Source organism: Kibdelosporangium persicum (genome assembly GCF_013280595.1).
Classification (GTDB): domain Bacteria; phylum Actinomycetota; class Actinomycetes; order Mycobacteriales; family Pseudonocardiaceae; genus Kibdelosporangium; species Kibdelosporangium persicum.
The window spans coordinates 36,204-61,017 of the sequence record NZ_JAAATY010000025.1 but is presented as its reverse complement, the minus strand read 5'-3'; the positions used below and the strand labels follow the sequence as shown (position 1 = coordinate 61,017).

24 protein-coding genes are annotated in these 24,814 nt (G+C 63.6%); 10 read left to right on the top strand and 14 right to left on the bottom strand.

Annotation, left to right across the window (positions count from 1 at the left end):
- Positions 1–25: 25 nt before the first annotated feature.
- The 3 genes from GC106_RS34040 to GC106_RS34030 all read right to left on the bottom strand — a co-directional run bounded on the left by GC106_RS34040 (position 26) and on the right by GC106_RS34030 (position 2,723).
- On the bottom strand, positions 26–742 hold the full coding sequence (locus GC106_RS34040; protein ID WP_173139087.1) for an SAF domain-containing protein: 717 nt from the start codon (positions 740–742) through the stop codon (positions 26–28).
- A gap of 962 nt (positions 743–1,704) precedes the next feature.
- A complete protein-coding gene (locus GC106_RS34035; RefSeq protein WP_246367473.1) occupies positions 1,705–2,061 on the bottom strand; it encodes a hypothetical protein in 357 nt (118 codons plus the stop codon).
- A gap of 239 nt (positions 2,062–2,300) precedes the next feature.
- Positions 2,301–2,723 carry a prepilin peptidase gene (locus GC106_RS34030; protein ID WP_173139083.1) on the bottom strand — a complete coding sequence of 141 codons (423 nt, stop codon included), beginning with the start codon at positions 2,721–2,723 and terminating at the stop codon, positions 2,301–2,303.
- 583 nt (positions 2,724–3,306) lie between these two features.
- On the opposite strand from GC106_RS34030, the gene GC106_RS34025 reads away from it, so the two are divergent.
- The gene (locus GC106_RS34025; protein WP_173139080.1) at positions 3,307–3,687 is read left to right on the top strand and encodes a winged helix-turn-helix transcriptional regulator; all 381 of its coding nucleotides are present in this window, start codon (positions 3,307–3,309) and stop codon (positions 3,685–3,687) included.
- Here GC106_RS34025 and GC106_RS48255 read toward each other — a convergent pair.
- The 3 genes from GC106_RS48255 to GC106_RS34010 form a co-directional block, all read right to left on the bottom strand.
- A complete protein-coding gene (locus tag GC106_RS48255) occupies positions 3,684–6,320 on the bottom strand; it encodes an MFS transporter (RefSeq protein WP_173139078.1) in 2,637 nt (878 codons plus the stop codon). The two genes, GC106_RS34025 and GC106_RS48255, sit on opposite strands and share 4 nt — an antisense overlap.
- A 267-nt stretch (positions 6,321–6,587) precedes the next feature.
- Entirely contained in the window at positions 6,588–6,947 is a 360-nt protein-coding gene (locus tag GC106_RS34015; protein WP_173139076.1) for a hypothetical protein, read from the bottom strand.
- A gap of 16 nt (positions 6,948–6,963) precedes the next feature.
- Positions 6,964–8,238, bottom strand: a complete 1,275-nt coding sequence (locus GC106_RS34010; protein WP_173139074.1) for a helix-turn-helix domain-containing protein — start codon at positions 8,236–8,238, stop codon at positions 6,964–6,966.
- 193 nt (positions 8,239–8,431) lie between these two features.
- Here GC106_RS34010 and GC106_RS34005 point away from each other — a divergent pair, with 193 nt between their 5' ends.
- Positions 8,432–8,593: a hypothetical protein gene (locus GC106_RS34005; RefSeq protein WP_173139072.1), complete on the top strand. Its 162-nt coding sequence runs from the start codon at positions 8,432–8,434 to the stop codon at positions 8,591–8,593.
- Between the two features lie 92 nt (positions 8,594–8,685).
- Positions 8,686–9,000 carry a hypothetical protein gene (locus tag GC106_RS34000; protein ID WP_173139070.1) on the top strand — a complete coding sequence of 105 codons (315 nt, stop codon included), beginning with the start codon at positions 8,686–8,688 and terminating at the stop codon, positions 8,998–9,000.
- Between the two features lie 270 nt (positions 9,001–9,270).
- Here the strand turns inward: GC106_RS34000 and GC106_RS33995 are convergent, their stop codons facing one another.
- Together GC106_RS33995 and GC106_RS33990 are read right to left on the bottom strand one after the other, a co-directional pair.
- Positions 9,271–9,843 carry a GNAT family N-acetyltransferase gene (locus GC106_RS33995; protein WP_173139068.1) on the bottom strand — a complete coding sequence of 191 codons (573 nt, stop codon included), beginning with the start codon at positions 9,841–9,843 and terminating at the stop codon, positions 9,271–9,273.
- A complete protein-coding gene (locus tag GC106_RS33990) occupies positions 9,815–11,179 on the bottom strand; it encodes an NsdA family TPR-like regulatory protein (RefSeq protein ID WP_173139066.1) in 1,365 nt (454 codons plus the stop codon). Before GC106_RS33990 ends, GC106_RS33995 begins: the two co-directional genes overlap by 29 nt.
- A gap of 383 nt (positions 11,180–11,562) precedes the next feature.
- Between GC106_RS33990 and GC106_RS33985 the strand changes: the two genes are divergently transcribed.
- From GC106_RS33985 to GC106_RS33975, 3 genes are all read left to right on the top strand, one after another.
- Complete coding sequence (locus GC106_RS33985) at positions 11,563–13,107, top strand: PLP-dependent aminotransferase family protein (RefSeq protein ID WP_173139064.1); 1,545 nt, start codon at positions 11,563–11,565, stop codon at positions 13,105–13,107.
- A gap of 184 nt (positions 13,108–13,291) precedes the next feature.
- A complete protein-coding gene (locus GC106_RS33980; RefSeq protein WP_173139062.1) occupies positions 13,292–13,636 on the top strand; it encodes a hypothetical protein in 345 nt (114 codons plus the stop codon).
- A 110-nt stretch (positions 13,637–13,746) separates the two neighbouring features.
- A complete protein-coding gene (locus GC106_RS33975; protein WP_281368698.1) occupies positions 13,747–14,628 on the top strand; it encodes a helix-turn-helix domain-containing protein in 882 nt (293 codons plus the stop codon).
- Here GC106_RS33975 and GC106_RS33970 read toward each other — a convergent pair.
- The gene (locus GC106_RS33970; RefSeq protein WP_173139058.1) at positions 14,615–14,944 is read right to left on the bottom strand and encodes an STAS domain-containing protein; all 330 of its coding nucleotides are present in this window, start codon (positions 14,942–14,944) and stop codon (positions 14,615–14,617) included. The two genes, GC106_RS33975 and GC106_RS33970, sit on opposite strands and share 14 nt — an antisense overlap.
- 356 nt (positions 14,945–15,300) lie before the next feature.
- Here GC106_RS33970 and GC106_RS33965 point away from each other — a divergent pair, with 356 nt between their 5' ends.
- The 3 genes from GC106_RS33965 to GC106_RS33955 all read left to right on the top strand — a co-directional run bounded on the left by GC106_RS33965 (position 15,301) and on the right by GC106_RS33955 (position 17,525).
- Positions 15,301–15,657 carry a hypothetical protein gene (locus GC106_RS33965; protein WP_173139056.1) on the top strand — a complete coding sequence of 119 codons (357 nt, stop codon included), beginning with the start codon at positions 15,301–15,303 and terminating at the stop codon, positions 15,655–15,657.
- Positions 15,658–15,750: 93 nt separating this feature from the next.
- Complete coding sequence (locus GC106_RS33960) at positions 15,751–16,743, top strand: GlxA family transcriptional regulator (protein ID WP_312873090.1); 993 nt, start codon at positions 15,751–15,753, stop codon at positions 16,741–16,743.
- Positions 16,744–16,745: 2 nt separating this feature from the next.
- Positions 16,746–17,525 (top strand): HD domain-containing protein, encoded by a 780-nt coding sequence (locus GC106_RS33955; protein ID WP_173139054.1) that lies wholly within the window; start codon positions 16,746–16,748, stop codon positions 17,523–17,525.
- 27 nt (positions 17,526–17,552) lie between these two features.
- Here GC106_RS33955 and GC106_RS33950 read toward each other — a convergent pair whose 3' ends face one another.
- From GC106_RS33950 to GC106_RS33935, 4 genes are all read right to left on the bottom strand, one after another.
- Positions 17,553–18,374, bottom strand: a complete 822-nt coding sequence (locus GC106_RS33950) for an alpha/beta fold hydrolase (RefSeq protein WP_312873113.1) — start codon at positions 18,372–18,374, stop codon at positions 17,553–17,555.
- 132 nt (positions 18,375–18,506) lie between these two features.
- Positions 18,507–19,718 (bottom strand): MFS transporter, encoded by a 1,212-nt coding sequence (locus GC106_RS33945; protein WP_173139050.1) that lies wholly within the window; start codon positions 19,716–19,718, stop codon positions 18,507–18,509.
- A gap of 23 nt (positions 19,719–19,741) precedes the next feature.
- Positions 19,742–21,172, bottom strand: coding sequence for a DHA2 family efflux MFS transporter permease subunit (locus GC106_RS33940; protein ID WP_173139048.1), 1,431 nt, complete (start codon positions 21,170–21,172; stop codon positions 19,742–19,744).
- Between the two features lie 89 nt (positions 21,173–21,261).
- The gene (locus GC106_RS33935) at positions 21,262–21,939 is read right to left on the bottom strand and encodes a TetR/AcrR family transcriptional regulator (RefSeq protein WP_173139046.1); all 678 of its coding nucleotides are present in this window, start codon (positions 21,937–21,939) and stop codon (positions 21,262–21,264) included.
- Positions 21,940–22,306: 367 nt separating this feature from the next.
- On the opposite strand from GC106_RS33935, the gene GC106_RS33930 reads away from it, so the two are divergent.
- Positions 22,307–23,728: an MFS transporter gene (locus GC106_RS33930; RefSeq protein ID WP_173139044.1), complete on the top strand. Its 1,422-nt coding sequence runs from the start codon at positions 22,307–22,309 to the stop codon at positions 23,726–23,728.
- Positions 23,729–23,831: 103 nt separating this feature from the next.
- On the opposite strand, the gene GC106_RS33925 is transcribed toward GC106_RS33930, so the two are convergent.
- On the bottom strand, positions 23,832–24,791 hold the full coding sequence (locus GC106_RS33925; RefSeq protein WP_217281321.1) for a saccharopine dehydrogenase family protein: 960 nt from the start codon (positions 24,789–24,791) through the stop codon (positions 23,832–23,834).
- Between the last annotated feature and the right edge of the window lie 23 nt (positions 24,792–24,814).

Genomic DNA, 24,814 nt, shown 5'->3' with positions numbered 1-24,814 from the left:
TTCAGTGAACAGACGGCGATGAGCATCAGCGACCTCCTCCCGCGAGGGCGACCAGACTGAGTTGTCCTGCCGGGGCTGTGGCCAAGGCTCGAGCGTCCGATTCGGATAGTTGTAGCGACACCACCGTGGTCTGCTCGGTCTCACGCGTGGCAATGCTTATCGCTACTGCGGTCCACGACGACGTCTGTCCGGAACCCGTCGTCGTTCCGGTCGTTGTGCCCTGCCCCGGAGTGGTCAGCACGGCGACTGTGGCGCCGGGCGACAGGTCGGGCGGGAACTGTCCCGGCTTAAGTCCCACGGCGGCGATTGCCTTGCCCTGGGGTGGAATCTGCTGTGTGCCGAGGACAGAGCGGGTCACGAGCGAGCCGGCGGGAAGGCTGAACGCGACCGGCTGTCCCACTGCGGCGGACGCAGCCGATGCGGGCATCACGTCCATATCGGAGTCCACCGCCATACTGACCTGCTTGAGGTCTTGAGCGCTGAGGACCTGGCCCACCGCAACAGGACGGGCCAGAGCCAGAACGCTTTCCCGGTTGCCGAGCCGCATTCCGGCGAACACGCCGCCGGCCGCACACACCAGAACCAGCAGGACGCCGAGCAACAGGTAGGGCACGCTGCGGCGTCGGGCGCCGCCGCTCATCCGCGCAGGAGTCTTGCCGTCTCGAGCGGTCCACGCGTTCGGCCACGCTGGTTTCTGCGTCGTCGTGGGCGTGCTGGTCGAACCTGCGGTAGTGGTCACCACCGACCTCCTTCAGGCATGACGCCATCGTGACGCGTCGACTCGGGTGTTCGACGTGCCTTGTTTCAACAGGGCGTTTCGTTATGTGCCCACCCGTGAGGTGGGAGGCTTCGCTCAGCCGGTTGCGATTCCCTGGCTCTCTGCCACGCGGAACGCCACCGACGCCGAGGTCGTTATGTTCGGGAACGTGCCGCCCTGGCCCGCGCCCGACCACGTCACGGTCCAGGTCACCGTGGCGGTCACCGGGTACGCATCCGCGCGCTGCCCCGCCGACGATCTCCTGTAGGTGTAGCCGCAGTCCGGCGAGGACCTCGTCGGGTCGCTGCCCGCGGGGAACGGTGACCCAGGCCCACCGCAGGTGACGGATCCGCCTTCGCCCATGGACCAAGTCACGGAAGTTGGTCTCGCAACTGCAGTCACGGATACACCCGCCACTGAAGCAGTCGCCGAGACCTCCTGCCAGCCACGCGACAACCACAGCCATGTCGGCAGGTTCACGAGTTGTTCGGCGGAAGGGTTCGTTGCTACGACAGGGCTTGGCAATCGAAGACGTGCGCGTGCCATCGCCGCGACCTGCGCCGGGGAGATCGACGGTCCTTCTGCTCCAGCAGGTATCCACACTGGACCGCGAGAACGGGGGTCCTTGCCGTCAGCCGAACACAGTATGTAGTACCAGCCTCCCGGACCTTCTGGGTGAGCCAAAGCTGAATCGACGTCATCGAGCGGAATGTTGACACAGTCGAATCCCAACCAAGGGTCATCAGACCCAGGACTACTCGAACCAGCTTGATGGTTCCCAGATCCTGCACCCGAACCGTTGTATCCACCTGAACCAGCTATGAGCTCGCAGCCTGGATGAGGGTATTGGCTGCAGTCGGTGAACCCGTATCCATCGTCGGCCAAGGCAGGAACCGCGCATGCCAACATGGCGGCTGCGGATATGCCACCAAGGATCCTGAAGCGTCTCAACATGAACCCACCTTCTCCACAGCGAAGCGGGTGACTTTCCAAGTGCCGTCTTGCTGCTTCTTGACCTCCGCCGTGATGGACCGCCGTCCCCCTGGCGTGTCATCGAGCAACTTCCCGCCCTTGTACTTCAGCCAGTTCGAGCTGTCGCTGCAGTCCGCGACCGCGACGGTAGTCGGCTTGTCTGTGGGATCCACAGTGGACACAGTCGGGTTGTTGGTCGGCCTGCCCTTCGACACCACTCCGTTGAGCCGATCCGCGTACAAACTGCGGTTGAGCACCCCGAGTGCGTCACCAGTGGCGTACTTCGCGAGCTCAGGTGACTGTGCGTCCGCGGTCTCTGCAGCCTTTGCCATTGCCTGCCACATGTCGCGATACGCGGCAACAGCTTGCGACTTGGCATGGTCCGAAGCTGAACTCGCCGAGGAAGTACTCACCACGGTCGGCGGTGCCTGCGCCGTCGTTGCCGATGTGCGAGGTCCCGCACTGCACGAGGCCACCGTCAGCACGAACACCGCGGCTATGCACCCTGTCTTGCAAGTGCCCTGCATGATCCTCCCTCGTGCCCGTCTGTCCGACGCCCTAAGCCCAGCCACTACGGCACCAGCAGGGCGAGCGATGCGCCCGCGATAATCATCGGACCGTATGCGAATCGATCGCCCATCCTTGCTCTCCCGAAAAGCATTACAAGTAGCCCGATGATCCCGCCGAGTGCCGTAGTGATCATGATTCCCGCGAATACAGCATCCCACCCGACCCAGCCAAGATAGAGCGAGACTGCTCCAAACAATGTGACATCTCCAAAAGCAAGACCACCGCGCGCGATCACTGCGAGCACCGTGTACATGACGAAGACTCCAAACGCAGCTACGAGCCCTCGCGCCAAGTCGGTGACGCGCCCGTCCAGTAATGCAGCGGGGGCTAGCAGAACCACGCCGCCCAAGGCCATTCCGGCCACGACAGTTCGCGGTAGACGCTGGCACTCGATGTCGATCACACCAAGCACGATCGAGGTCATGGCGAACCAACAGAATGCTGGAATGGCAGCAGAGCCAAGCCAGCGTTGCGCAAGGCAGAAGCTCAAGCCAGCGGTCGCGAGACAGAACCAGACGATACGAAGCCAATCGACACCAGCTCCACGCCACCAACCGGCTACGAAAAATGGGCGGCCGGCGACGCTACGAGTCGCCCATGTAGCCAGCATCGGACTACAAGCGACACCGACTCCGGCGGACGCAATAGATGTCCACATACGAGTCCCTTCGGTCGGCCGCCGCACCCCTTCTGCGGGTGCCGCGCGTTCACTGCGACGTGCTCGGTGAGCCAGTTGCAAAGGGGGCGACCGATCGTCATCGCAGTTAGGGGCACTTTGGTCGACGATCGGCCGCCTGCTTCCGTGTCCAGGTTCCCGAAGGCGTCCTGACGAGGCTGTTTGTACTCGGCCCCGTCCTAGTGAGTGCAACTTCACTAGCCAGTGAGTCGAGACTCACTAGGGCGAGATTCACTCGTTCGGAGGAGGGCAGGCGGGAATCCGGAGATCGTTATCGAGCATGCCCGCGATTCCGATCGCGGTGTCGTGTGCGCTCGTGTACTTAAGACGCATGGAGGAGTGGGAGGTCTCGTACCGGCAGAGCATCCTGGAAGCCCTCGAAGTCCTCAAGGGATCCTGGACCGTAGCCGTGCTCGCCGAACTGGCTCTGGGCCAAGTTCAGTACAAGGACCTCTTGGAGAAGATCAATGGCTTCGAGGCTCGGTCAAACTGGACGTTCCACGACAAGCCATTGACCGGCCGCACACTGACCGACACCCTGCAGCGCGCTCGGGAAGCAGGTCTCGTTGATCGCCTTGCCGGAGAAACTCAATTCCAGGGCGTTTGGTACAAGCTGACCCCGATGGGTCAGTCGTTGTTGTTGGCACTCCGCCCACTGGCTACGTGGGCGCAGGAGTACCGGGAAGAAATGGCCAGGCTTCGGCGACCCTAGGCGGATTCGAAGGAGCGAACCCGGTCTCGGCCGCTGTCTTTGGCGGCGAACAACGCCACGTCAGCCGACTTGAGCAGGTCCTCCAGCGTGTCACCATGGTGTGGATACGTCGCGATACCGATCGAAACACTCAGCCGCTGAAGGCCCGATTCTGTGTCGATGTGAAGTTTGCGGATGTTCTCGCAGATGCGGTTGCCGACGTCTTTTGCCGCCTCACGGCCGGTCGCGGTCAGCAAGACGGAGAACTCGTCGCCACCGAACCGTCCGACGCAGTCATAGCTCCGCGTCGCCTGCTGAAGCGTCTTCGCGACAGCTCGCAGTGCGCGATCGCCGACCAAGTGCCCGTGCTTGTTGTTGGCTCTTTTGAAGTGATCGATATCGATCATGAGGATGCTGAGACTCGCTCCGTGCCGGCGAGCTCGGTCGAGCTCTTTCTTCGCACGGACGTTCCAACTGACCGCATTGAGCACACCTGTCTTGCCGTCCATGGTGGCCGCGATCTCGTAGTCCTGAGTAAGAACGCTTCGGTGCAAGCGGTACATCGGCAGAAGGACCAATGGCGCTAGCCAGGGCTTCCACCCAAGCAGTAGCGCGACCAACGCACCCATGCACAGCGTCGCCAGCTCAAGGCTGTTGTCGTCGAAGTTGCCCAACAGTCGCCTGAGCGACCAGTCCGACTGCAGGGTGGCGATTGCCACCGCTGCCAGGACCGAGTTCACAACGAAGTACACCGCGATAGCCGCAGCGAGCCACAGCAGCTCTATCGCGGTGCCTGGCGGCCCCAACGGTGTGACAGCTTCGACGAACCATGCAGTGATCTGGCAGCACACGACAACGTTTGCCACGTTGAACAGCCATCGATAAGTCTGAACCTGGGAGAGATGACGCCAGATCCGTATCCACAGATGGCTGTACAGGATCAGGACCACAACCGCAGCGACACCGGGATGCAGAACGAGTGCGGCCGCCATAGTCCACACCGACGTCAGGTTGACGTGCGGGGTTCGCGGCGCGTCCGACAACCATCGACGCATTTGCTCGACCCGGATCGACACCTCGGCCGCGCCCAGACCGAGAACACACAGGCCTGCTGCGATCAACACATCTGTCCTGGTCGGCGGAGCGACGACGAAGGCGACGGCCGCAAGGCTTATTGCCACCGCGTCAACAAGTGTCAGAAATAGCGCTCCACCTGGAGGATTCGCCCAGAGTTCCCAGCCGCGCACGTTCAGTACTCCACCCCTATGTGGGGGCTGCTTCTCGGTCTTACCGGCGCTCATACTGGTCACGCTTCCGTTTTCAGGTGTTGGCGCTCCTGCGTTGTCGTCTCCGTCGGCGTCGGGACCGTCACGGCGAACCCCGGAGGGTGCGATGCGCAACAAGGAGATCTGATCCGCAGGTTTGTCGTCGTCGTTCGGCTGCTGCTCGTCCGCTGGGTGGTGCGGCGGACGAGCACGCCGCCAAACAAGCATCAGGAGGGCGACGATCGCGGTGGCGAGCGCGCCGGCGACGCTCACCGCGACGAAGGGGCCAGCGGTGTCTGCCAGAGCTCCGCCACCGAGTATCGCGACGCCCTGGGAGGTGTAAAGGCAGGCGCTGATTCGTCCCATGACCGTGCCACGGCGACTGTCCGCGACCATCTGGGTGACGTACTCCTGCATGCGCACGAGGAAGATGGTCGAAAACGCCCCAGAAATGGCCCATAGCGCTGCGGACACGAGCAGGCCGGGCCGGGCCGCGCACGCGATCAGCGGAATCCCAGCCGCAAACGCTGGCAGCATCACCGATCGCAGGCTAGGAGTGGGGTTCGGCCGAGCCGCCGCCAGCCAAGCACCCAGGACGCTTCCGAGCGGATCAGCGGCCATCAACACACCTACCGCGAAGGCCGCCGCTCCGAGCACACCTGCGTACGGTGCAGCCAGACCTTCGGGGACGACCCAAAGCCCTGTAAGGGCCACCGCGATAAAGATCGGAATCAGTCGTCCACTGCCAGGCAGTGTCGCACTCGGACTGTCCACGCTGGAGTGGGTGTCCTGCCGAGGCGCCGGACGTATGCGAACTCCTGCCGTCACCAGCACCGCGCTGGCGACGAATGTCGCCGCGTTCACCAGAAGTGCGCCATGCGGAGTGAGCGCCGTGACAAGTACCCCACCCAGCGCGAAGCCGGCGACCTGAGCGGTCTGGGACGAAATTTGGCGCAACGCAAGCGCCGCTGAGTAGCGCGAGTCCTGAAGGATCTGCGGAAGGATGGCCAACTGAGCAGCCTTGAACGGCGCATTCGCCAGCGTAAGCAATCCGATCAGTCCCCAAAGGACACCGAGCGGCAGGCCGGGTATCGCCATCGAAGCGGCAAGAGCCGCTCGGACCAGGTCAGCAGCGATGATCACCCGACGGCGTGGATAGCGATCTGCCAGACCAGACAGCAGAAGCCCACCGAGCACCGCAGGGACGAACGTCAACGCATAGGTCAAGCCAGTCAGCAGAGCTGAGGATGTTTGCGCGAACACGAGCAGCGAGAGCGCGACCCGGGCCAATTGGTCTCCAAAGACCGAACCCGTCTCCGCGATCCACAACGACCTGAACTCGCCGACGCGCCAAAGCTCGCCGAACTTCACCCGCTTCGCCCGCACCACAACACACTCCCCCGCCTTGTGGATTACGTCGCTTGAATCACCTCCGTTTGGATCTCCACAGTAGGTCGCAACACGGGTTTCAACGTCACGCGAGCCCGGATTCACCAGATCGTATTAATCTGGTTACGCAGCGTAGTACCCAGTGGTGAGTCGTCGCCAACACGTATGGCCAGCAGCCTGGTACGCCGTACCTGGACAACCCGCCGTCTGGCGATGTCGCCAACCCGATTGCTTTGTCCGAGCTGTTGTCACGCACGAGGCGATTAGTTACATCTCGCTCTGGATGCGTTCGAAGATGTCGGCGTCAGTTTCCCGTTGCCATTGAGGCATGTCAGCCCAGTCTGCAACGTAGGCCGGTTTCGGGTCGGGGATGTGCTTGTAGATCTGAGCGATCCAGCAGATGGCGACGAAACGGCCCTTCTGCTCCCGGGTGAGTTTGGCGGTGTTGCCATCGCTGACGTCGATGAAAGCGCGAACCTGGTCGTACACGGCGGCGGCGCTGGCGCGTTCCCAGTCCGGCGTTTCGTCCCACGGGGTGATGTAGCTGGCCTTGGGCTCACCGGGGTAGTACTTCTTGACGCCCGCGATCCATGCCTCTCGAAACACGCGTCCTTGTTCGACCTGCAACGGTTCTCCCTCGTGATCAGACAGCGGCAAGCTCGGTGATCTCGGCGTGCAGCCTATGCACTTGTTTGTCGGCGAGCAGCGGCGCCAGCTTCGGCTGCAAGGCCTGAAGTTTGCGAGTGATCACACCGGAGCCTGTCTTGCGAGCCAAGTTCAGCGCAGTGGTGGCATACGTGAGCACCTTGTCGGGATCCCGGCGGTGCACGCCGATCATCGCGAGATCGGTCAGGACGTTGGCGCGGCGGCGGGTGGTCAGCCTGTGTGCCAGGGCGTCGTTCAGGACGGTTTCCGCGAGGTCATGGCGGCCGAGGGTGACGTAGCAGGCGCCTCGCTCCTCGGCGAGGCGCGCGCCGTCGAAGCGCAGCCAGCCACCGTTGTGCACCGTTCCTTCGAGCTGCTGGACCTGCTCGGCGCTGTCGAGGGCCCGTTCGCACGCGGCCTGGTCACCTAGACCTGCGAAGGCTTGGGCCTGCACGACTGATACCCAATGCCGCGTCGAGAGGGTGCTGTCGCCGCGGTGTGCGACTGCGGCAGCGAGGTTGAGCATCGGGGCGGCGTCGCTGAACTGGCGCTCGTAGAGGGCGACGAAGGAGTGCCGGACCATGGCGCAGGCCCAGAGGTCGTAGGCGTTGGCGGCCTTGCTGGCGTCGGCGGCGAGGGTGTAGCTGTGGGCGGCTGCGGTGTAGTCGTTCGCGTCGAAGAAGATTTCGCCGGCGAGTTGGAGCAAGTCTCCGGTCAGGACGAACAGCCGCTCCCGGACGACGTCATCTTGCTGGTTCTTCAGCCCTGCGCATAGGACGTCAAGTTGATGCCGGACCAGTGGCATCACGTCAGTCTTTGAGGATGCGAGCTGGAAAGTTCGCCAGAGATGGCGGTTCAACTCGGTGTACTCGTCGAGGATTGCCAGGTCGAGTTGGCCAGGGTGGTCCGCGGCGTAGGCCACTCGGTCCGAGTCGATGGCGGGCATGGCCACGAGTGTGCCGACCATGCTGAACAGGCGAAGCAGCTCGCGGCGTCTCATCTCGTCGCTCTCCGGCTGGTCGTGGCCGCCCCAAGGGGCGGGTTCAAGGTCAACGTCGTCAGTCTCTCCGCCGGAGAGCAAGTAGTCGAGCCGCTGTGAGGAGATGTCCAGCACCTGCTGTAGCCGCGGGCGTATCCACGGCTGCGGCTCGGTTTGTCCAGCTTCCCACCGTTGTACCGTAGTACGTTCGACGTTCAACTTCTCGGCCAACGCCTCTTGTGTCAGTCCGCAGGCCCGTCGGCATTGAGCCAGGCCCGTGCGTCTGAGGGCCATCTCATGCCTCCCCAAGATTCGGCTGCCCGCGAATCCGCTGGCCGTACCCACCGATGCGGCATCGATGCGGCGAAACCGCGGCGTTCCTGCGGTGTTTCCGTGCCACTGCCTCCGGTTGTGTACGAGTATCAACACCGCAAGAACACAGTATCGGAGCTGTTGGGGAAAACCAGCGCTCGATCGGGGGTAACCGATGGACACGGTGCTGATCGCGGCCCTGCGGGACGCGATGTTCGACCGCTTGGACTTCCTGGACCGACTGGCGGTCCAACATGACGTGTCCTGCGCGCTGCTCGCCGAACCGACATTCGGGAATCTCACATCGGTAATCCGGAAGGAAGCAAGCACGTGGTGACCGACCGAGATACCTGCTTGCCCGTTCAGCAAGTTTCATTCGCAGACGCGCTGGTCGCGACGTTGACGGCGAAGTTCGTCCGCGCTGTCCACATGGACGGAATCGACCACCAGCATGTAGACGCGATTCTGCGTGCTGGCTTCCCCACGGTGACGCATCGCCGCCAGTCCCTGGTGTGGGACATCGATGAGCACGTGTTCGTGGACCATAGTGCCGGAGTCGGCGTTCGCGTGTTGGCCCGCTGGGACGATCGAACAGGCCGCACACAGGCTCACATCGCCGAGATCGGCGGGATAGGCTTGTGGGACAACATCGTCGCCTACTTCGCGGAGTGGGAGTTGGCTGGTCGCCCCCTACCCGCGGACAGTTCCGCCGTGACGTGGTCACCGCGCGCCCGTTCGAGGTGAGGCGAGCTCCATGGCCGGATACGCCGCGCTGCAGACCGTGCTCGCCATCTTCTCGGCTGCATGCCTTGTCGTCACAATCATCGCAGGGCAACGATCCATCAGCCGTGCTGAGGAAGCTGCAGCCAGGGCACGTTCCTTGCTGCGTAAGCAGCCAGAGTCCGCTGCGGGCACACCAAGACCTGAGACTCGCCCACGCGGCCGTCATCGTCTGAGCGAGCAGCAAAATTCGTGGCCGTAACGTGGTTGTCCAGTGTGACTGACGCTGACGAGTCAGTCGAGTTGCTTGATCATCACGTCGAAGATCGGGCTTCCTGGCAGCGGATTCCGTTTTTGGGCAACCTTGTGCCAGCCCCAGACACGATAGGCGTGCTGCGCTGGAGCGGCTGCGGGCAGAACGGTCAAGGTGGCTCGTTCCTCAGTCCGGCCAGCCAGCAACAGATCATGCAGGTGCCTCGCGATGCCCCGCCGACGCCAAGACGACAGGACGACGAGCTCGACAACGGCGAAGGTACGTCCCGGTCGTTCGTCGACCAGGTCGGGAGGTACCTCGGTGATCAGGTTATGCCACCATGGAGTGGTGGGCCGCAAGGTAACCCCGAAGATGAAACCGACGATCTGGTCCGATTCCGTCACACGGGCTGCGACGAGGTCGAAGCCCGGATCCTTCACCTGGCCGGCGAAGCGTTGCCTAAACAGTTCGACTTGCTCGTCGCCCCAGTTGTAAGGGGTCTCGCTGTAGACACTCAGGTACACGTCACTGAGTGCGTCAAGGTGCGCAAGCGCTTCGTCGGGACCGAGATGTACGTACTCGATGTCATCGGGCGCTGTCGGCAAGGAGTTCATCCTGTTTCTCCGGCGCCACCCGCGCCAGGTAGTCGGCGAGTTCATTGTGGAATTGCTGGACCTGTGACGCGCTCGCACACCGGGACATGAGTACCTGATGCAGGTCGACCAGCCACTTGGTGACCACTGCGGAGGTCATCGGCCCCATGCTCGCCAACGCGTTCGATGCTATCCGTACAGCTTCATCAGGCTCGTCCTGAGCAATCCGCACCTTGCTCAACCGAATGCTGTCCAACATCGCACTACGGCTGTAGCCTGACTCGCGAGTTTCAATGCTGGCAAGGGTGTACTGCTCGGCTTCGGACGCGTACCGGCTGGCGTGACCTCGGCTGGTCTCTTGCAGTGCAAGTTGAATGTACGTATTGGCGGCAAGACAGCGGACCTCTGCCGCAGTCATGTAGTGCAGCCAGTCCGGCCTGTGGTCCGGCGTTGCGGTGTGGAACACTTCGACGCACGCTTCAGCAGCTCGGCGAGCATGTGACGATTCGCCGCTGCCGAGATGCGCTAAGGCACGAGCCTCCAAACCGTACAGTTCCGACCGGACAAGAGGATTGGCCTGCCTCGGCAGTGCGGACAACGCGGTGCGCACAATGCAGAGACTGTCGTCGTAGTTGCCCAAGGCTGTCGACAGCTGCGTCATGTCACCGACGATCTTCGCGCCGAGTTCGGGCGCATCAGCGTGGTGAGCGGCGTGCAAGCCGAGCATCTGATACTTCTGGGCCTGCTGGTGAAGGCCGTCATCGTAAGACATCCACGCCGTCAACTGCAGCAACTCCGCGGCAACGTGGAACTGACGGCGACGCATGTCCTGGTCGACCACAGAGGCTCGGTCCATGAGGCTCTCCGCGGTCGCATTCAGCTGACCAATGACTGCTTTGCGATGTAGGCCACCGCTACCCGCGCTGTCCCAACGGCGGAAGTAGGACACAGCCTTCTCGATTTCGTCCAAGTTCTCCCGGCCCGTGCCCAGCTGCGATCGCGGGGTCATCGGCATGGCCGCAGCCCACCGTCGAACCGGGGACACCAGCGCGGCGCCTGACAAGGCGGCCAAGCCTACGAGGACCTCGCGTCGGGCGGCCATGTCGTCAGCGGTCGACTTGTGGATGATCTCGGCCGTATCCAGTGCCGACATGGGGAAATTCGATGGGTCAGTTTGCTCCGTCTTCGTCAACCTCGTGGCGAACTCGTCCCGCTGCTCTGACGATGCGGCTTCGAGCAAACGGTTGAGGACATCCTGGGTCACCGTCTGCAAGGTGATCCCAGGGCCGCGACGGGCCCACTCCGCGACAGTGCTGGCGCCGACCTTCAACGTGGCGGCGTACTTTCGTTGACTCATCCCAAGTACGTCCCTGAGGATCGAGGCCTCCCGGCCTGTCCAAGGGCGAACTGTTGTCATCGCTGTCCCGACCCCGCCATTCGAGCCTTGCTGCGTAAGCGACACCCACATCGAGCGACTGGTGCCACGAGTGCGCAGAACCGTATCTCAATTGTCGAGAATACCAGCTGATGGCTGGGTTCCGTCACCTGTCACAGAGGTTCAAAAAGTCGTTCTACAGCTGAGCATGGCTGGAGCAAAACCGGAGCGCTCAATCCCTTCCGCGAACGTGCCCGACCAGACAAAGTGATCACGAGCAACGAGATCCACGTATCCGAGCCTGGATCATCCGAGCGGAGAAGGTTCTTCACCGGTAGCGACATGAGTTCGAGGTAACGATGGCTATGTCCGAGTGCAACGAACGCCGGAAGGTCGACGCCGCCATCACCGAGGTGACGAAGGAGCACCCCGTCCTGCGGCTTGACGGAGAGTCCAACCTGTACGGTCAGGTGAACTCGGAGATCTTGAAGTTCGACGAATGGGTGAACACGACTCGCCGTGGACTGCTCGCGTTCGCGATCCGCGACCAGCCTCCCAACTTTGACGGTCTCAGCGCGTTCGACGCGCAGGCGCACGGACGCGTCTCAACCAGGTCGACATTCGACGCGCTTGCGGCAGTGTGGCGTCCGTCCGGATGCGACACTGACGAGTATCTGTCGCATGTGGTCAACCATGAACGTCCAGGTGATGTATCAGGACAAGATCACGAGGCGCGTGGGTTCGCAGCGCTTCGCTTCCGGGGATACTCGCTTCCTGCTTCGCCGATCGACGTACAGGTGTCCAGGGCCGGAGTTCGTGGACAGTTCCATGCGTTCGCGTCGGCAATAGGAACCCAGAACGATGACCACACCTCGCTACTCGCGCCGGTTGGGATCGAGAGCTCGTGGTGCACGATGGCCGATGCGCAAGCTGGATGCGTATGTCTCGTTGACGACCTCACCGCCACTACCCTCGCCCAGTGGCTCTCGCGTGACGGTGGTGATGGGCCACGTGCCGTCTACGTACCGCTGGTGAACTCTCTCACCGGGCAGGTCCTCACCCGGCGACGGGCGTACGGCCTTGCCCGGGTGGTACTGCGCCACAATCACAAGTACCCGCACCAACCGGTGTTCGTGTTCGCAGACGACTCAGCGATCGACACTTGTCACTCCGAAGTCGTCGAATCCGATATCCAACCGATCGGCGCGGTCACTGGCGCCGACATCGGCGAGCCGACCTGGGGCCGAATGTCGGACTGGACCCTCAGCGTCATCTCCCCACACCTCGCCCTTCCGACTTCCCCCATCGCGTTCGCCATCACCCACAACAAGTGGCTGCGTCAATCCATGGAATGTTGGAACAACAGCTTGGGTTACGCCAGCACATGCGCTCTCGACGAACTAATCGCCGCCGCAGCGTTCTGCCTCGTCCCCAAGCACTGGTTCGACGAGATCAACGACCACACCGCGGACAACCTCCACAAGCTCCGCGCCGCCGTCCTCGACTTCAACACAGCGGAGTTCGGGTTCGACGGCTTGGCCGTATCCGATCAGGCAGCCGGCGGGTGGCACACCGCGCTCTACTTCTCCCCGCGGCTGTTCCCGCATCCTGTCGAGCAGAGCTTCGACGCGTTCCGAACTCTCTTGAACTACCACTGCCCGGTATCCGGCTCCAAGCGAGTCGCTCTGTTGCCAGGCGAGGTACTGAGCTGGTCCCACGACCCACAGGCGATCGAGCCCTGGCTGACTATCCGGGTCAACTTGTCGGCTCCCACTGAGGACTTCGAGGACTTTGTATGGCAGCTCGGTGTAGCCACGGCATCGCTCTGGAGGAAATCCTGGACAGCAGCTCAGTCGCTCAAAGGTTCCGGCCAGGATCGTGACGCCACGTCCTGCCACACACCCGGGTAGACGCCTGCCCCGACGGGACAGGGCTCCGGATCTCGGCACCGCACCGATCCGTTGAGACCACCCCGAAGTGCGTCACCCACCGGTCCGCATGGCCGAGGCCGCTCCGCGACCGTGCGGACCGGACCACAGTTGCCGTCATTGCACATGACGGAATAGCAATACTCAATCATCGAAGGAGTTCGACATGACCAACCCGACGATCCAGTCCGCTGTGGACACGAAGACTGATGACTTGACGGAACTGCAGCCTCCAACCAGCGAGGCGGGCTTTGCCGACTTGGTGGCCGAGATGGTCGCAGACCAAGCACCTCGGTTGTTCGCAGTGGTGCTCGAGCTCGGCACCCAGGTCGATGCCCAGATCGTCGCATGGGGCATCGCATTCGAAGAGAGTGCCTACATGGTCACGGTCGACGGCCGGAACCAGTACGCCTTGGCCAACGCCGAAGCCGCACTGAAGTACGTACGCAGCGACGCGAACATCACTTCAAGCCTGGTATGGGCAACTCCGGCAGTGCACACGCAGGAATAGAGCCATCCATCACGAAGCGATGACGGGCCTCAGCAAGTCCCGTCATCGCCCAATCCGTCCACAGTAGCCATTCCGCCAAACAGGCCACTGCACAGAACTCGCGACACGCCATGAGCCCAACACCCTGTCGTCCGTCATTCAAACGCCGCAAGCTCGGCGCCAAGCTCCGTGAGATGAGAAAACGGTCAGGACTCAACCTCGACGATGCAGCACTCCGCCTCGACAAGACCAGGAGTGCTTTGCACCGCATCGAAACGGGCGAAGGGAAACCCGACGTTCACGTGGTCCGTTCGATGATGGATCTCTACGAGCACTACAGTCCTGCATTGCTCGACGAAGTCCGCGATGCGCTGAAACCGCCGTGGTATGAGAAATACGGCGTGAAAAACCGGTATCATGTCGACGTCGAGACCGAGGCCGCGACGGTATGGGACTTCTCAACACTGATCGTTCCGGAGCTCCTGCGAACCACACAATACACGCTGGCATTGCTCAATTGCCGGAACCATCCCGCACCTCAGAACGAAGCGACAGTCCAACAAGTTCGCCAAAACCGGCTCACCGATAGCAACCGTCCGTTGAAACTGATCGCCGTCATCGACGAGCTGGTATTGCACCGCACAGTCGGCGGACCCGAGACAATGCACAACCAGCTAAGGCATCTTGTGGAAGCCGCTGCGCTGCCAACCGTCGCTCTACACGTACTTCCGAGGAGCAAGCAGGTTCATTGGGCAGCCGCGGGAGCGTTGACTCTTCTGACGTTGCCAGACTCGGACGGCCCTGAGCTGCTTCACGTTGACCATCTGACCGGGCCGCTAGACATAGACGATCAAGGGAAGGTGCGGGAGGCTCACAACGTCCTTGAGCATCTGCGCAATAGGGCACTTAGCCAACGCGAATCGATCACACTGATCGAACGCATGGTCGTCGAACAGCGGTACACGGACGAGGGCGAGGAGTGCGAATCGCAGACTGCGATCAGCTTGTGCTGATCGCGTCGTCAACAGTGGAAGCAGTCGACAACACCTGTTCGAGACCGGTGAGTTGGATGATCCGGCGCACGCGGTCGCCGATGACGATCGTCAACGTCCCGGCTTGCGCCTGAACGCGGTTGTGAGCCGCGATCAACGCCGAGATGCCGAGGGACGACATAAACGTCACCCCTCGCAGGTCCAGCACGAACTGAGCCGCAGGCTCACGGAGCACGTTGTCGATCTCCTCGGTCAGATCTCGTGCCGTGGCCAAGTCGATTTCGCCGTGCACGCTGAGGACTCGGGCACCGCCGCGCTGGTCAAGCTCAAATCGCACGTCTTGAGGACCTTCTGCTTGCACGTCGACTCCGTCCAAATGCGAGCTGTGGTCAGCCACGACAAGGTAACAGCTACCAGTACGCACGCCCGCCGCTCACCCCGAACTCCCGCGGACGTCACCGATCGTGACCAGGCATGCCGCGAAGGCTTCCGCTGCATCCTGTCGTTCACCAGATCGTGCGGGATACCGAGGAGTAACACTGCGTCTTCTCTGCTCGATCTTCCGCGTACACATTCTGGGGACGTGTTTGGAGGCAGTAGCGTGAGGGGTACGCGGTTCAGGTACAGCATGGGGCGACTGATCAGTACGAGAGCCGAAAGTCCGCGCACACAGGAGACTCGCTGCTCGGCACGTTGCTGTGGCTCAAGCTCGTGATGTACCGGCCGCATCTCCTTCCGGTGTTCGCACCCCAGGACGTCACACGGCAAGTCGAAGCACTGGCCGGACAGGTAGCTGACCTGTTGTCGAGGCCAGAGCACCAGAACGCACCGAGTGAAGTCGTCGGAGCCGCCAATGAGGTACTCGACGCTTGCTGCCAGTTCGTCGAGCGATGGACCGAGCAGATTCGGGGAGCCGAAGCGTTCGAGGCCGACGTCACCCAACTACGGGCCTGCTTGAGTGAGATTGATCGTCGGTTTTCGCTGGATGTCGTTGCAGTCCGACGCGACGCGACCTTGCTGGTGGCTCTGGAGTGCAGTATCGATCTGTGACAGTCCACCGGCTCCGCGACCATCATGTTGATGTCCGGATCCTTGGGATAGGTGTCCTTGCGGGCGTTCGGCGTGCGTCGACAGACTACGCCTGTGACGACGAACGGGACCGGTGACGTGATCGTCGCCGTGTCCGACGGAGTATTGCTGCTCGATGTGGCCGGTCCGGTCCAGGTCCTTAACGACGCCGGTGGATACCGGGTGCGGCTGGCTTCGTTGGACGGGCGACCTGTCCGCGCTGATGTCGGTATCTCGCTGAGCGTCGACCTCTCATTGTCCAGTTTAGACGTCGCAGTGGATACGCTGATCGTGCCGGGATACCCACGGCATGAGCTCGGCACCGTGGCGCCCGCGTTGGCCGACAGCGTGCGGCGGATGGCCTCTCGTGCCCGGCGGGTGGTCTCTGTCTGCACTGGTGCGTTCGTGCTCGCCGAAGCAGGGCTGCTCGACGGTCGGCGGGTCACGACGCATTGGGAGGCCTGCGCCGAGTTCGCGGCACGGTTCCCACAGGTCACGGTGGATCCCGACGCCATCTACGTGCGGGACGGCCCGATCGTCACCTCGGCAGGCGGCAGTGCTGGGATCGACCTCGCACTGGCACTTGTCGGCGAAGACCTCGGTGAGGACAGGGCCCGCGCGGTCGCGAAGTACCTGGTCGTGTTCCTGCAGCGGCCCGGCGGTCAATCCCAGTTCAGCGCCTTCGGCGCCGTTGCCACGCCCAGTAACGCCACTTTGCGTCGGGCGATCGACCTGGTGGTGGCCAACCCGTCCGGTGATCATCGTCTGACCACGATGGCCGCCGAACTCGCGATCAGCGAGCGCCACCTGACCCGCCTGTTTCGCCGCGAGTTCGGAATGACGCCCGGCCGGTTCGTCGAACGGCTCCGAGTCGAAGCGGCACAGGCCCTCCTGGAATCCGGCGACGCTGCCATACCGACTGTCGCCAGCCTGTCCGGCTTCAGCTCGCCGGAGACGATGCGCCAAGCGTTTCTGCGAGTGCTCGGCGTCGCGCCATCGACCTACAGACATCGCTTTCGCCTGGCCAACGACAGGGCCGCGCCAGACCTTCAGATTCGAGGAATGTGACCATGACGTCCCCTACATCCCGCCGCACCGTGCTCGCTGCCGGTCTCGCCGGCACCGCCACCGCGCTGACCGGCTCGCCGGCCGCCGCTCAACCCGACGCACCCGCGCCCGCCCAGGCTAACCTGTCCTTCCCGTCGACTCGGCTCACCCGCGAGGCCCGGCACCTGGTCAGCCGCACGCAGGAGACCTACCTGCGCAACCACAGCCTGCGCAGCTTCCTGTTCGCCCGAGCGGCGGCCGAACAGGCGGGCCAACAGCCAGGCCAGGACTACGACGTCGAGCTGACCTTCCTGATCTGCGCGCTGCACGACATGGGACTCACCGCGTCGGCCAGCAGCAACCAGCGGTTCGAAGTCGCCGGCGCCGACTTCGCCGCGCAGTTCCTCGAACAGCGAGGTGTCACCGACAGCCGTGTCGACACCGTCTGGGACGCGATCGCTCTGCACACCTCCCCCACCTACCAAGCTTCCCCGGTGTTCCGGCGTCGCCGCGCGCCGGAGATCGGCATCGCCATCGACGGAATCGGTATCGACGTGGTCGGCATCAACGCGATCGGCGGCCCCGACACCCTTCCACCCGGCTACGTTGACCGCGTGCACGCCGTGTATCCCCGTCTCGGTGGCGCCCGCACGCTGACTGATGCGATCGTTCGGCACGCGATGTCCGACCCGCGTAAGGCCCCGCCGATGACCTTTCCCGGCGAAGTGCTCCACCAGCGGCGCCCAGACCTACCGTACCAGACCTGGGACATGATTTTGGACGCCGCCGGATGGGGTGACTGAGACGCGGCCTGGCGCGTTCCTCGTCTGCTACTTTCGCGGCACATCGTCGGCCGTGAGAAACGGAGTCAGCAGCGCCAAGGTCTGCTCGGGCAAGTCGTCGTGCAGCGAATGCCCGCCATGTGGCAGAACATGAGCGTCCACAGTGGGCAGTCGGGTGGTGAACCGCTCGATCAGGCGCACCGGGAAGTACCGGTCGTCGGTGCCCCACATCAAAAGAACAGGCGCTTCAACGAGGTCCAGGTGCTGTTCCGTTGTCCGCCACTGCACCGACCGCTCTACGCGCAGCATGTCGCTGAGCCGAGCGGCTCTGCGGTGCGGTGACCGTATCGTCCGGAGGAATTCGTCCACACGATCGATCGGCACGTGTTCCTGATGGGTGAAGGATTTGCGCAGCATGTGCCGCACCGCGGTCGCGGTCATGAATAGAACGGCGAGGTCGCCGACGAGCGGAAGCCGTGCGAAGCGAAACTCCCACGGGTCCTTGACGTCGATGCCGGCTGGCGCGATCAGCGCCAGCCGGACTACACGTTCGGGGTATAGCTCGGCGAAGCGCAGCGCGAATCCTCCACCCCACGAGTGTCCGACGATCGCCGTCCGAGTGACGCCCACGGCCTCAAGAAAGCCGCCGATGGATCGAGCTATGGCGTCGACCCCGAAGGGGAAGGTTCGATCGCGGATCTCGGTGCGGCCTTGCCCTGGTGGGTCCAACGCGTAGACGGTGTGGTGTTGCGCGAGCGCGCCGATCATCGCCTGGAAGGTGAGTTTCCACCCACCGGCGCCGGGCAGCAGCAGGACCGGCGGCCCGGTTCCGGCACGGGCGTAGTGGAAACGGGCTGCCGTGGTATCCACAAAGGTCTCCTGGATCGGCCCGCCTTGTGGCTGTCCGTCGCTTACGTGGCTCACGCGCTCTCCTCCGAGCCGAACATGTCGTCCAGTCCAGCCGGACCGAACCCTACCCTAAATCGAACACTCATGTTCGCTTTATTGTTGCGGGTCGGTCGACGGAAGACGTAGCGCGTGTACGAACGCCGCCCCGGCCAGTGCGGCGACAGCGGCCGCTATGAAGGCGTCCGCGCCGTTCTCGGCCGGTTCAGTGAAGTGTCCTGCGACGATCGTGCCCAGGCCGTAGCCCACCCACATGAAGGTGTTGAGCCAGGCGAAGACTTCGGTGGTGTGGTTGGCAGGTGCTTGTTGGGCCAGCAGAGTTGGTAGCACAGTCTCGCGAAGGCCGGTCAGGAACCCCGTTCCGATAATCAACAGCGTCAGTACAAGAAGGGTTGGCGCTGCGGCGTCGGCGAGCAGGACCAGGCAATCGGCGAGACAGGCGACGACCAGCAGACGTCGGTCGTTCAGTGGCCATGTTCGGGCTCCGTATACGAGTGCTCCGGCAATCGTGCCTGCGGACAGTAGTCCCATGAGTAGCCCCGCTGCGTTGACCGAGCCGAAGTTCGCCGCAGATGCAGCCGTGGCGATTCTCAAGCAGCCGAATGTGAAGGTGCCAGAGGCCGCGATCAGCAGCAGGATCAGCGTTGATCGGTGGCCAAGCGGGCCTGCGAGACGGCGGAGCCGACGCACGGCGTCCACACTGGAAGGTGATGACAGCGGAGATTGCCGGGCAGCGTGAGACCCGAGGAGAAGGGCAGCGCCGACGACAACGGCAGCGCCGCCAATGCCGACGATCATCTCGGTAGGCATGGCGAGGCGCAGCAGCGACACCAGGACAGGTCCGATGACGAACATCAACTCGTTGGTCACATTGTCCACCGCGTAGGCCGGGCCGAGTGACGTCGAGGGGACCAAGCGTGGCCACGTGCCTCGGATGATGGGTGATGCGGGCGGATTGGTGGCCCCGACCAGGGCGACACTTGTGAGCAGAACCCAGTTTGGCGTCGGCATCGCCAACACGAACACGAGCATGCCGTACGTGAGTGTGTGCGCGATGAGACAGCCAACGAGTACGCGCCGGGCGCCGATCCTGTCGACCAACCTCCCTCCGATTGGGACACACAGCGCGAGCGCGAGGGCGTGGCTGGCCAGCGCGAGCCCGGCCACACTGTAGGACCCGGTTTTGTCGAACACCGCGAGCAGCAGCGCGAGACTGAGCATGGGCGGGCCAAGCCTGGTGAGGATCGCTGCGCCGACTATCTGCGGGACGCCTCGGTGAGTCAGCAACTGACGGTAGGGCGTGAGCATGGACCTACTCCGTGTTGCGCTGTCTACCGGAGTCGCGTTCGGGTACCGAAGGTCGCGATCAGCAGCGCGGCCGTGAGCAGCGCTGCGGCTGCGAGAAATGCCGCCACGTAGCCGCTGTTCAACGCGGCATCACTGTCCGGATGTGGTTGGGCGGCGGTGACGACGACGGCGATCACGTTCAGCACGGAGACACCCGCGGCTCCGCCGACCTGCCCCATGGCATTGGTGAGCGCGCTCGCCACACCGGATTCGTTTGTTCCGATGCCGGACAGCGCGAGGCTGACGATGGTGGTGAGTGTCGCGCCGAAACCGACGCCGGCGACCACCTGCACGGGCAGGACCAGAGCCCAAAAGGGAGTGTCCACTTGAAGCAGTGCCATCGCGGCCACGCCGACCACAGCCACCAGCAGGCCCATGATGACAACCCGGCGTGGCTGCCAGCGTGAGACTGCGCGTCCGGCAGCGGCCGAGCCGAGGAGGATTCCGATCCCGATGGGCACGAACGCCAGACCCGTGGTGAAGGCCGAATAGTCCTTGACGACCTGCAGGTAGTAGGTGAGCAGGAGATAGAACGCGTAGGCCGCGGCGTTGACCATCAGGATGATGAGGAACGCACTGCCCCGGATGCGGTCAACCACGATCCGCAGCGGCATCATCGGTTCGGCAGACCGACGCTCAATGAGGACGAAGGCGACGAGCAACACCAGGCCTGCGCCGCTGCATCCCACGGTGACGGGAGCCAGCCACCCGTCGACCGCGACGTTCGAGATGCCGTAGATCAACGACCCCACGCCCAGGGTCGCGGTCAGGACACCAGCCAGATCGAAGCTCGCCGATCGCGTCGAGGTGCTTTCCTCCAGCCAACGCAGGGCCAGAATCAGCACGACCAGGCCCAGTGGCAGGTTGATCAGCAGGCACCAGCGCCAGGAACCGGCCGTCAGCACGCCGCCGAGAACCATGCCGACGACTCCTCCGCTGCCTGTTGCCGCTCCGAAGATCGCGAAGGCCTTTGCCCTGGCTCTGCCCTGCGGAAAGACCGTGGTGAGAATCGCGAGGCCGGCCGGCGCGAGGAATGCGGCCGCGATCCCCTGCGCGGCTCGCGCGGCGAGGAGCATCGACTGATCGGCTGCCATTCCGCCGAGGACGGATGCCACCGTGAACCCGGCCAAGCCCGCCAGAAAAGTCTTTTTCCGGCCGAACACGTCCGCCACCCGTCCGCCGAGGAGGAGGAAACTGCCGAAGGCGAGCGAGTAGCCGGTCACTACCCACTGCTTGATCGAGTCGGCCATATCCAGGTCGGCCTGAGCCGCTGGTAGCGCGATGTTCACTATCGATGCGTCGAGCACGACGAGTAACTGGGCTGCCACGACCACTGCGAGCGCAGCCCGGGCCTGCCGCGATTCGAATTGAGCCGCCGCACCCGAGGCTGCCGCGTTGACCTGCTCCTGCTCCATCCCAACCCCCATTCGCTACTTAGTGACATACTGTCACAAAGTCGTCGTAGCTGGCCAGCGGATGTTCCTGTGTGCTGGTGAGGGGTCGGTCAGTCGCCGTTCGCCAGGCTGCGCACGCCGTCGAGGAGGATCCCCAGCTTCTTCTCGAACTGGTGGACAGGCGGACGGAGGATGATCTCCGCGAAGGCATCGCGCAGCGGCGCCGCATATGCGTCCAACCAGGGACGCATCAGCTCCACACGTCGCTGGCGTACACCGTCCACCACGCTGACCGTGTGCGGTTGCCCATCGGCGGCAGAGGCACCGGAGACAGTGGGTTCGGGAGCCGAGGTGGCGCCCAGGAACGCCTGCGTGACCAGTTCGCCGAGCATGTCGATGACGAGGATCGCATCGTCCGCATCGAAGCCGGAATCGAGCAAGGCGAGCGCTGACCGGTTCGTGACCACAACCAGCGCCTCGGAGGTCGTGCGCAGCGTGGACACCTCCAGCGCCAGGCCACGGTGTACCTCATACAGCGTCCAGAAAGACCATGCCGTCGCCGTCAGAAACTCTCGCCAGTCCTTGCAGGGTTCAGGCCATTGCACCGAATCGACACAGTGGTCGATCGCGGCGGACGCCAGAGCGTCCCGGCTGCCGAAATAGCGGTAGAGCGTGGAGTGCGCGACGCCAAGGTGAGAGCCGACCGCCGACATGGTCAGCCGATCGAAGCCGATCTCGATCGCTGCCCGCACGATCGCCTCACGGTCGACCAGCGCGGGTCGCCCCATCCGCGGCCTGCCGGCATTGGATCTGCCCATTCCCACACCTCCACCTACATCGTCACACCGCTGAGTCGAATGATCCAGCAGAGAGCGTTGCGCCCGGCCACCGCCCGGCGTGTGACGGCGGCCACTGACGAAGGACTTGACCGATTACCCTAGGGGGGTATGGTATCCGGCACCGGCTCGAATCGGCCGGTCACCGGGAAGCGTTGCCAAGAGGAATGGCTATGACACAGGGAAACTACGGACGGGACGCGGGATGGACGGTCGCGCGGCGATGTCGCGGATGCCAGTACGGGTCCTGCCCATAGGTGCGGATCCGACCAGGAGCGCGAACGACACGTATACCCCCTACCCGTACTAAGGAAGTACAATGTCAACACCATCTCCAGTTCACCCGCGCCGCTGGCTGGCGCTTCTGGTGATCGCGGCCGCCCAGTTCATGGTGATCATGGACACCTCGATCATCGGCGTCGCACTTCCGGACATGCAGACCGAACTCGGTTTCTCCCAAGAGAACCTGTCCTGGGTCTTCAACGCCTACGTGATCGCCTTCGGCGGCCTGCTCCTGCTCGGCGGACGGCTGTCCGACCTGCTGGGCGCCCGCCGGGTGTTCGCCGCAGGATGGGCGGTCCTCGCTATCGGCTCACTGGTGGCCGGCTTGGCGGGCTCGGTACCCGTCGAGCTGATCGGCCGTGCTGTGCAAGGCGTCGGTGCGGCACTCATCGCGCCAGCAGCCCTGACGCTCCTGATGATGCTGTTCGGCAGTAACCCCAAGGAACTCCCCAAGGCGCTTGCCATCTACGGCGCGGCCGCACCGGCCGGCGGGACCGCCGGAGTTTTCCTGGGCGGGGTGATCACCGAGTACGTCAGCTGGCCGTGGGTGTTCTACATCAACATCCCGGTCGCACTGATCACGTTGTTCGCGGTGCCACGGCTGATGCCCGCCACCGGTAGGCAGCACGGATCGATCGATGTCCTGGGTGCCCTCACGGTGACCGCCGGCCTGGCCGGTGTGGTGTACGCCATCGTCCGGGCTCCCGAAGTGGGCTGGGGTTCGGCGGAAACTGTGCTGGTACTGGCGGCAGCCATCCTTCTGTTGGCGATTTTCGTTGGTATCCAGGCGAAACGACGGCAGCCGCTGATGCGACTGAGCATCTTCCGCACATCCAACCTCGCAGCCGCGAACATCGCACAACTACTGCTCGGTGGCGCATGGATCCCCATGTGGTTCTTCCTGAACCTCTACCTCCAGCAGGTTCTGCACCTGGGTGCGTTCGCGAGTGGCTCGGCACTGCTGCCGATGACGGTGACGATCATGATCGCGATGACGGTGGTGGCACCGCGCCTGCAGGGCAGGTTCGGCGCGAAGCCGTTGATCGTGACGGGTCTGCTTGCCTTGGCTGCGGGCTTGTTCTGGTTGTCGCTCGTGCGTCCTGACGGGTCATTCTGGGTCGACGTGCTGCCACCGTCTCTTGTGGCCGCGATCGGCATGGCGCTGGCGTTCATCCCCTCCTTGGGGACTGCGATCTCCAGCGCTCGCCCCGAGGAAGGCGGCCTGGCCTCGGGCATCGTGAACACCAGCTACCAGGTCGGCTCCGCTCTGGGGCTGGCTGCGATGACCGCGGTTGCCGCCTCGCTGGGTGCCAGCCAGTTGGGTAACCCGGGATCGTTGACGAACGGATTCTCGGCAGCGTTCATCGGTGCAGCGGCGATCGCGGTTGTTGGCGGATTGCTAGCGGCTCTTACCGTGCGTACACGGCAGCCGGAAATGGCGGACGCCGTCCGGAAGTAGCCCGCCGTGTGTGCCGCGGGCTTCCAGCGGTGCACACGTTGGTCGAGAAGTACCGACAAACCGAGATTGACACGTGGCGCCCACTACCTGGTGGGCGCCACGGTCATTGATCGAGATCAGTGGGAACGACCGGATGCTCCGCGTCGTTCACGGAGATGCCTTTGCCGGTTGGAATGTCGATCAGGTCGAGGACCTTGTGAAGGTGGTGCACGCCTGGCGGTAGTCCGACAGCTGCGCGGGCGGTGATCGCCGCGATCATCGCTGTGGCACGGGATTGGTTGCGGCCCGTGGCCCACCGGGTCGTGCCGTCGTGGCCGCGTGCGAGGACGAGCCACCGGTCAGTTCCTGGCAGGTTCACACCTCGCGGCGCTTTCGACGCTGCGGGAACCCATGTCAGCACGGCGAGCGCCGTTGTGGCCAGCCGGGAGTCCAGGCCGAAGTAGGTCCGTACTGGCACTTCGAGGTCGCGACTGAGCGAGTGCTGGTCGGAGAAGTTCGCTCTGTACAGCCGTCGACGGCCGTACATCGGTAGGTTGAACTGCCGTGGGCGCGTGTAGTTGCGAACGCTCTGACCGCGGTCGTCGAAACGACTGCCCAGCAGCCTATAAGACCATGCGGTGGCGGCGGCGCCATGCTGCTCACCTGCGCCAAGGACGACGGCCAGGTCGATCGGTCCGCCTGTGGTCTCGTGGACGGCGGCCGCGAGAAGGTTGGCCAGCCCGGGAGCGAGTCCCACATCCACGATCACCGGACGCGGCAGATCGAGCCTCCCCAGGCTGGCAATATACGAGCTTGTCGCCGTGACATCGACGAACGCGGCGCCGCTTTCGGCAGCCAGCAAGGCAATCTTCGGGTCTTCCAGCCCAGAAGCGTTGATTACAACATCCACATCGGACAGCGCGAGGCGGTATGAGCGGAGATCCGGCTCCCGTAGATCGACCACCGCCTGCGCGCGCGTAGCGTCGCGGCCAGCTTGCACCGCGACATCTCCGTACTCATGCAACTCGGTCACCAGGTGACGGCCGACGGCGCCGTAGCCGCCGAGTATCAGCGCCTTCATCACACGATCAAGACTAACTCATACAT

Excerpts from the sequence above, each read along its gene's own strand:
- GC106_RS34035 (WP_246367473.1), bottom strand. The coding sequence starts at position 2,061 with ATGGCAAAGGCTGCAGAGACCGCGGACGCACAGTCACCTGAGCTCGCG.
- GC106_RS34030 (WP_173139083.1), bottom strand. The coding sequence starts at position 2,723 with ATGACCTCGATCGTGCTTGGTGTGATCGACATCGAGTGCCAGCGTCTA.
- GC106_RS34025 (WP_173139080.1), top strand. The coding sequence starts at position 3,307 with ATGGAGGAGTGGGAGGTCTCGTACCGGCAGAGCATCCTGGAAGCCCTC.
- GC106_RS34010 (WP_173139074.1), bottom strand. The coding sequence starts at position 8,238 with ATGGCCCTCAGACGCACGGGCCTGGCTCAATGCCGACGGGCCTGCGGA.
- GC106_RS34005 (WP_173139072.1), top strand. The coding sequence starts at position 8,432 with ATGGACACGGTGCTGATCGCGGCCCTGCGGGACGCGATGTTCGACCGC.
- GC106_RS34000 (WP_173139070.1), top strand. The coding sequence starts at position 8,686 with ATGGACGGAATCGACCACCAGCATGTAGACGCGATTCTGCGTGCTGGC.
- GC106_RS33995 (WP_173139068.1), bottom strand. The coding sequence starts at position 9,843 with ATGAACTCCTTGCCGACAGCGCCCGATGACATCGAGTACGTACATCTC.
- GC106_RS33990 (WP_173139066.1), bottom strand. The coding sequence starts at position 11,179 with ATGAGTCAACGAAAGTACGCCGCCACGTTGAAGGTCGGCGCCAGCACT.
- GC106_RS33985 (WP_173139064.1), top strand. The coding sequence starts at position 11,563 with ATGTCCGAGTGCAACGAACGCCGGAAGGTCGACGCCGCCATCACCGAG.
- GC106_RS33980 (WP_173139062.1), top strand. The coding sequence starts at position 13,292 with ATGACCAACCCGACGATCCAGTCCGCTGTGGACACGAAGACTGATGAC.
- GC106_RS33975 (WP_281368698.1), top strand. The coding sequence starts at position 13,747 with ATGAGCCCAACACCCTGTCGTCCGTCATTCAAACGCCGCAAGCTCGGC.
- GC106_RS33955 (WP_173139054.1), top strand. The coding sequence starts at position 16,746 with ATGACGTCCCCTACATCCCGCCGCACCGTGCTCGCTGCCGGTCTCGCC.
- GC106_RS33945 (WP_173139050.1), bottom strand. The coding sequence starts at position 19,718 with ATGCTCACGCCCTACCGTCAGTTGCTGACTCACCGAGGCGTCCCGCAG.
- GC106_RS33940 (WP_173139048.1), bottom strand. The coding sequence starts at position 21,172 with ATGGAGCAGGAGCAGGTCAACGCGGCAGCCTCGGGTGCGGCGGCTCAA.
- GC106_RS33935 (WP_173139046.1), bottom strand. The coding sequence starts at position 21,939 with ATGGGGCGACCCGCGCTGGTCGACCGTGAGGCGATCGTGCGGGCAGCG.
- GC106_RS33930 (WP_173139044.1), top strand. The coding sequence starts at position 22,307 with ATGTCAACACCATCTCCAGTTCACCCGCGCCGCTGGCTGGCGCTTCTG.